General features: G+C 48.5%; 2 tRNA genes and 3 rRNA genes. All 5 read left to right on the top strand.

The annotated features are described in order from the left end of the window. Positions 1-208 precede the first annotated feature (208 nt). The 5 genes from EKM69_RS12030 to rrf all read left to right on the top strand — a co-directional run bounded on the left by EKM69_RS12030 (position 209) and on the right by rrf (position 5,301). Positions 209-1,782, top strand: a 16S ribosomal RNA gene (locus EKM69_RS12030). Between the two features lie 84 nt (positions 1,783-1,866). After that, positions 1,867-1,941: transfer RNA gene (locus tag EKM69_RS12025), tRNA-Ile, on the top strand. 23 nt (positions 1,942-1,964) lie between these two features. Then, a tRNA-Ala gene (locus tag EKM69_RS12020) sits at positions 1,965-2,037 on the top strand. A 160-nt stretch (positions 2,038-2,197) separates the two neighbouring features. Next, positions 2,198-5,114 (top strand): 23S ribosomal RNA (locus tag EKM69_RS12015). Positions 5,115-5,184: 70 nt separating this feature from the next. Next, positions 5,185-5,301: ribosomal RNA gene (gene rrf / locus EKM69_RS12010) — 5S ribosomal RNA — on the top strand. Together the 16S, 23S and 5S rRNA genes with 2 tRNA genes alongside form the textbook arrangement of a ribosomal RNA operon.

The raw sequence follows: 5,301 nt of genomic DNA, 5'->3' as shown, positions 1-5,301 counted from the left end.
ATTTTAAAAAGTTGTTGACAGATAGTTGATAACATGTTAAAATAATTAAGTCGCTTGTTGAGAGCTTTAGCGATCAACAAGAAGTAGACCTTTGAAAACTGAACAAAGTTTTAACGCTAATTGTGTAGGCCTTAATTAAATTAAGGTAAACAATTTATAACGAAGTCAGTTCGTTAGTAATAAGTAATAAATGAGTCACAAACAATCAAAATATGAGAGTTTGATCCTGGCTCAGGATGAACGCTGGCGGCGTGCCTAATACATGCAAGTCGAGCGAACTCTGGTAACTGATTTTTGATGCTTGCATCAAAATGAAGATACATTTGAGTGAGCGGCGGATGGGTGAGTAACACGTGGGTAACCTGCCCTAAAGTGGGGGATAACATCTGGAAACAGGTGCTAATACCGCATAACAACAATTTCCACATGGTCATTGTTTGAAAGATGGTTCTGCTATCGCTTTAGGATGGACCCGCGGCGTATTAGCTAGTTGGTGAGGTAACGGCTCACCAAGGCGATGATACGTAGCCGACCTGAGAGGGTAATCGGCCACATTGGGACTGAGACACGGCCCAAACTCCTACGGGAGGCAGCAGTAGGGAATCTTCCACAATGGACGAAAGTCTGATGGAGCAACGCCGCGTGAGTGAAGAAGGTTTTCGGATCGTAAAACTCTGTTGTTGAAGAAGAACATGCGTGAGAGTAACTGTTCATGTATTGACGGTATTCAACCAGAAAGCCACGGCTAACTACGTGCCAGCAGCCGCGGTAATACGTAGGTGGCAAGCGTTATCCGGATTTATTGGGCGTAAAGCGAGTGCAGGCGGTTTATAAGGTCTGATGTGAAAGCCCTCGGCTCAACCGAGGAAGTGCATCGGAAACCGGTAAACTTGAGTGCAGAAGAGGAGAGTGGAACTCCATGTGTAGCGGTGGAATGCGTAGATATATGGAAGAACACCAGTGGCGAAGGCGGCTCTCTGGTCTGTAACTGACGCTGAGGCTCGAAAGCGTGGGTAGCAAACAGGATTAGATACCCTGGTAGTCCACGCCGTAAACGATGAGTGCTAAGTGTTGGAGGGTTTCCGCCCTTCAGTGCTGCAGCTAACGCATTAAGCACTCCGCCTGGGGAGTACGACCGCAAGGTTGAAACTCAAAGGAATTGACGGGGGCCCGCACAAGCGGTGGAGCATGTGGTTTAATTCGAAGCAACGCGAAGAACCTTACCAGGTCTTGACATACCATGAAAGTCTAAGAGATTAGAGGTTCCCTTCGGGGACATGGATACAGGTGGTGCATGGTTGTCGTCAGCTCGTGTCGTGAGATGTTGGGTTAAGTCCCGCAACGAGCGCAACCCTTATTATCAGTTGCCAGCATTCAGTTGGGCACTCTGGTGAGACTGCCGGTGACAAACCGGAGGAAGGTGGGGACGACGTCAAATCATCATGCCCCTTATGACCTGGGCTACACACGTGCTACAATGGTCGGTACAACGTGTTGCGAACTCGCGAGGGCAAGCAAATCACTTAAAACCGATCTCAGTTCGGATTGTAGGCTGCAACTCGCCTACATGAAGCTGGAATCGCTAGTAATCGCGGATCAGCATGCCGCGGTGAATACGTTCCCGGGCCTTGTACACACCGCCCGTCACACCATGAGAGTTTGTAACACCCAAAGCCGGTGGGGTAACCTTTTAGGAGCTAGCCGTCTAAGGTGGGACAAATGATTAGGGTGAAGTCGTAACAAGGTAGCCGTAGGAGAACCTGCGGCTGGATCACCTCCTTTCTAAGGATAGGTACTTAGGTACCACGGAATACACAAGTTAAAACTTTGTTTAGTTTTGAGAGGTCTACTCTCTGCAGGCTTATTGGGCCTATAGCTCAGCTGGTTTAGAGCGCACGCCTGATAAGCGTGAGGTCGATGGTTCAAGTCCATTTAGGCCCATAAAATAGAATAAGAAGCACCATGGGGGTTTAGCTCAGCTGGGAGAGCACCTGCTTTGCAAGCAGGAGGTCATCGGTTCGATCCCGTTAACCTCCATAGGTAGACGAAAGTTTACCAACTCGTACCTTGAAAACTGGATATTAAGAAGTAAATGAATTAAAGAAACACCGAAAACTGCGCGGCAGCGTAAGCTGCCAGCTGTACTAGAGATAGTATGGCAAAGAAAGTTTTTAGAACTTTTGTGATTTAACTAATAGGTTAAGTTATAAAGGGCGCACGGTGGATGCCTAGGCACTAGGAGCCGAAGAAGGACGTAACTAACGACGATACGCCTCGGGGAGCTGTAAGTAAGCTATGATCCGGGGATCTCCGAATGGGGGAACCCAGTCATCGTAATGGATGATTACTTGTATGTGAATACATAGCATGCAAGAGGAAGACGCAATGAACTGAAACATCTAAGTAGTTGCAGGAAGAGAAAGAAAAGTCGATTCCCTGAGTAGCGGCGAGCGAAACGGGAATAGCCCAAACCAGAGAGCTTGCTTTCTGGGGTTGTAGGACTGATGTTTGAGAACAAAAGGTAAGGATAGTAGAACAAGTTGGAAAGCTTGGCCAAAGAGAGTGAAAGCCTCGTAAACGAAATCCGAACCACTCCAATCAGTATCCTGAGTACGGCGGGACACGAGAAACCCCGTCGGAATCCGGGAGGACCATCTCCCAAGGCTAAATACTCCCTAGTGACCGATAGTGAACCAGTACCGTGAGGGAAAGGTGAAAAGAACCCCGGAAGGGGAGTGAAATAGATCCTGAAACCGTGTGCCTACAAGTAGTCAGAGCCCGTTAATGGGTAATGGCGTGCCTTTTGTAGAATGAACCGGCGAGTTACGTTTGCATGCAAGGTTAAGATGAAGAGTCGGAGCCGGAGCGAAAGCGAGTCTGAATAGGGCGAATAAGTATGTAGACGTAGACCCGAAACCAAGTGACCTACCCATGTCCAGGTTGAAGATGCGGTAAAACGCATTGGAGGACCGAACCCATGTATGTTGAAAAATGCTGGGATGAGGTGTGGGTAGCGGTGAAATTCCAAACGAACTTGGAGATAGCTGGTTCTCTCCGAAATAGCTTTAGGGTTAGCCTCGGGGAAAAGGATCGTGGAGGTAGAGCACTGTTTGGACTAGGGGCCCGTCTTGGGTTACTGAATTCAGATAAACTCCGAATGCCATAGATCTATACCCGGGAGTCAGACGGTGAGTGATAAGATCCATCGTCGAAAGGGAAACAGCCCAGATCACCAGTTAAGGTCCCAAAATTCATGCTAAGTGGAAAAGGATGTGGAAATGCACAGACAACTAGGATGTTGGCTTAGAAGCAGCCATTCATTCAAAGAGTGCGTAATAGCTCACTAGTCGAGTGATTCTGCGCCGAAAATGTACCGGGGCTAAGCATGATACCGAAACTGTGGATGTGTCGTAAGACACGTGGTAGGAGAGCGTTGTAAAAGCATTGAAGCTGTACCGTGAGGAGCAGTGGAGTTTTTAGAAGTGAGAATGCCGGTATGAGTAGCGAAAGATCAGTGAGAATCTGATCGGCCGAAAGACTAAGGTTTCCTGGGGAAGGCTCGTCCTCCCAGGGTTAGTCGGGACCTAAGATGAGACCGAGAGGTGTAATCGATGGAAAACAGGTTGAGATTCCTGTACTAGTTTATATTGTTTGAGCGATGGAAGGACGCAGGAGGATGATGTGTGCATACGGCTGGAAAAGTATGTTCAAGCAGAAAGTCTTGGTAAGAGTCAAATGCTTTTACCTTTAAGGACAATCTGTGATGAGGAGCGAAATTAAAGTAGCGAAGCACAGTAACTCACACTGCCGAGAAAAGTTTCTAGTTAGATATAAACTACCCGTACCGCAAACCGACACAGGTAGTCGAGGAGAGAATCCTAAGGTCAGCGAGTGAACTCTCGTTAAGGAACTCGGCAAAATGACCCCGTAACTTCGGGAGAAGGGGTGCTGGTGTAACAGCCAGCCGCAGTGAATAGGCCCAAACAACTGTTTATCAAAAACACAGGTCTATGCTAAATCGTAAGATGACGTATATGGGCTGACGCCTGCCCGGTGCTGGAAGGTTAAGAGGATCAGTTAGCGTAAGCGAAGCTGAGAATTGAAGCCCCAGTAAACGGCGGCCGTAACTATAACGGTCCTAAGGTAGCGAAATTCCTTGTCGGGTAAGTTCCGACCCGCACGAAAGGCGTAATGATTTGGGCACTGTCTCAACGAGAGACTCGGTGAAATTATAATACCCGTGAAGATGCGGGTTACCCGCGACAGGACGGAAAGACCCCATGGAGCTTTACTGTAGCTTGATATTGAATTTTTGTGTAACATGTACAGGATAGGTAGGAGCCGTAGATATCGGAACGCTAGTTTCGATGGAGGCGTTGGTGGGATACTACCCTTGTTATATGAAGGTTCTAACCTGCGCCACTGAACGTGGTGAGGGACAGTGTCTGGTGGGCAGTTTGACTGGGGCGGTCGCCTCCTAAAAAGTAACGGAGGCGCTCAAAGGTTCGCTCAGAATGGTTGGAAATCATTCGCAGAGTGTAAACGTATAAGCGAGCTTGACTGCGAGACTGACAAGTCGAGCAGGGACGAAAGTCGGAGTTAGTGATCCGGTGGTACCGCATGGAAGGGCCATCGCTCAACGGATAAAAGCTACCCTGGGGATAACAGGCTTATCTCCCCCAAGAGTTCACATCGACGGGGAGGTTTGGCACCTCGATGTCGGCTCATCGCATCCTGGGGCTGTAGTCGGTCCCAAGGGTTGGGCTGTTCGCCCATTAAAGCGGTACGCGAGCTGGGTTCAGAACGTCGTGAGACAGTTCGGTCCCTATCCGTCGCGGGCGTAGGAAATTTGAGAGGAGCTGTCCTTAGTACGAGAGGACCGGGATGGACATACCTCTGGTGTACCAGTTGTTCTGCCAAGGGCATTGCTGGGTAGCTACGTATGGACGGGATAAACGCTGAAAGCATCTAAGTGTGAAGCCCCCCTCAAGATGAGATTTCCCATTCCGTTAAGGAAGTAAGATCCGTTAAAGAATATGACGTAGATAGGCTGCGGGTGGAAGAGTAGTGATACTTGGAGCTGAGCAGTACTAATAGATCGAGGACTTAACCGCAGTAAGTGGTTTGAAGTGTTACTTAATTCATTGAACTTAATATCTAGTTTTGAAGGTACGAGCACCAAAGTGTGGTGGCGATAGCAAGAAGGATACACCTGTTCCCATGCCGAACACAGAAGTTAAGCTTCTTAACGCCGAAAGTAGTTGGTGGGAAACTACCCGCGAGGATAGGTAGTTGCCACGC

Origin of the sequence: Companilactobacillus zhongbaensis (assembly GCF_003946515.1) — a bacterium.
Taxonomy (GTDB): Bacteria; Bacillota; Bacilli; order Lactobacillales; family Lactobacillaceae; genus Companilactobacillus; species Companilactobacillus zhongbaensis.
This window is presented reverse-complemented; position numbering and strand designations above follow the sequence as displayed.